This window comes from Streptomyces fuscichromogenes, assembly GCF_014645815.1.
Taxonomy (GTDB): Bacteria; Actinomycetota; Actinomycetes; order Streptomycetales; family Streptomycetaceae; genus Streptomyces; species Streptomyces fuscichromogenes.
The window spans coordinates 1-1,558 of record NZ_BMML01000102.1 but is presented as its reverse complement, the minus strand read 5'-3'; the positions used below and the strand labels follow the sequence as shown (position 1 = coordinate 1,558).

The 1,558-nt window shown below is 59.7% G+C and carries 1 protein-coding gene; it reads left to right on the top strand.

Annotation, left to right across the window (positions count from 1 at the left end; all coding sequences use genetic code 11):
• Positions 1-45: 45 nt before the first annotated feature.
• On the top strand, positions 46-1,558 hold a 1,513-nt coding region (locus IEZ11_RS50345), incomplete at its 3' end, for a condensation domain-containing protein (RefSeq protein WP_308426615.1).

Below are 1,558 nucleotides of genomic sequence, written 5' to 3'. Positions count from 1 at the left end.
CGGACCACCACCCACGGACGCCCACCCACGACACCCCAGGAAGAAATCCTCTGCCAAATCTTCGCTCAGATACTGAAACGCGACAGTGTTAGCCCCAGTGACAACTTTTTCGAACTGGGAGGGCACTCGCTCCTCGCGACTCGAATGGTCAGCCGAATACGTAGAACACTGGATATCGACGTTACCGTAGGGGCGATTTTCGAAGCTCCGACTGCAGCGAGGCTCGCCGCAAGTCTGGAAAACGTCCGTAAGACACGACTGCCCGTACGGCATTTTTCTCGGCCGGATGTAGTACCGCTTTCTTTCGCGCAACAACGGCTCTGGTTCTTAGAGCAGCTGGAAGGCCCCAGCTCGACGTACATCGTATCTCTCGCCGGGTATTTTCAAGAAGAACTAAAGCCGGACGTTCTCGCGGCCGCGCTGCGCGATGTACTGAGGCGTCATGAAGTGCTGCGCACGATCTTCGCGGTGACGGACGGCCAACCTCATCAGCTCGTACTCGATCCGGATGACCCAGCATGCGATGTGTTGAGTGTCATTCCTGCAGACTCCCAACAACTGCGCCTGCGTATGTCCGAGGCCGCATCGCATGCCTTCGACCTCGCCGCGGAGTTGCCGATGCGGGTGGCTCTGTTCAGGACGACCTCGGAGAAAGACGAACACAATGACAGTGGTTCCGTGCTGGTGCTGGTGGTGCACCATATTGCCACGGACGGCTGGTCGATGGGCTTGCTGTGGCGGGACTTGTCGACCGCTTACGAAGCTCGAGCGGCCGGGCGGGCTCCCGACTGGACCCCCTTGCCGGTGCAGTATATCGACTACACGCTGTGGCAGCGCGATCTACTGGGCGATTTCAGTGATCCGGACAGTCTGCTGAATCGACAGGTCACGTATTGGCGTGAAGCGCTAACCGACGCGCCACAGGAGCTGGAATTTCCAACCGATCGACCGCGTCCCGCAATCTCGAGCCATGAGAGCGGTATTGCTCGCATTGAAGTGCCGTCCGACGTGCACGTCGGCCTCGCACGCATCGCGCGTGAGCGTGGTGTGACGATGTTCATGCTACTGCAAGCCGCGGTCGCGACTCTTCTGTTCCGCCTCGGTTCTGGGGAGGACATCCCGATCGGTACTCCGATCGCGGGCCGTACGGACGAGGCGTTGCATGATCTGGTTGGTTTCTTCATCAATACCATCGTTCTGCGCACCGACTTGTCCGGCGACCCTTCGTTCATCGAGCTGCTACGTCGAGTGCGGAGCCGCGGTCTCAAGGCATTCGATAATCAGGATGTGCCGTTCGAGCGGCTGGTGGAGGAACTCGCTCCGGAACGCTCCATGGGACGCCACCCCCTGTTTCAAGTCATGCTGAACGTTGAGAGGTTCACACGGACCGAGACGGTTGGCCTTGCCGGCGCAATGGGTGCACCCGGCAGTGCTGGAACGCCTGCAGCGAAGTTTGATCTTGATTTTGGTTTCGCTGAGGAACTGGAGGCGGACGGCCGTCCGGCGGGTCTTGCCGGGAACATCGTGTATGCCCGGGATTTGTTCGATGAGCCGAGTG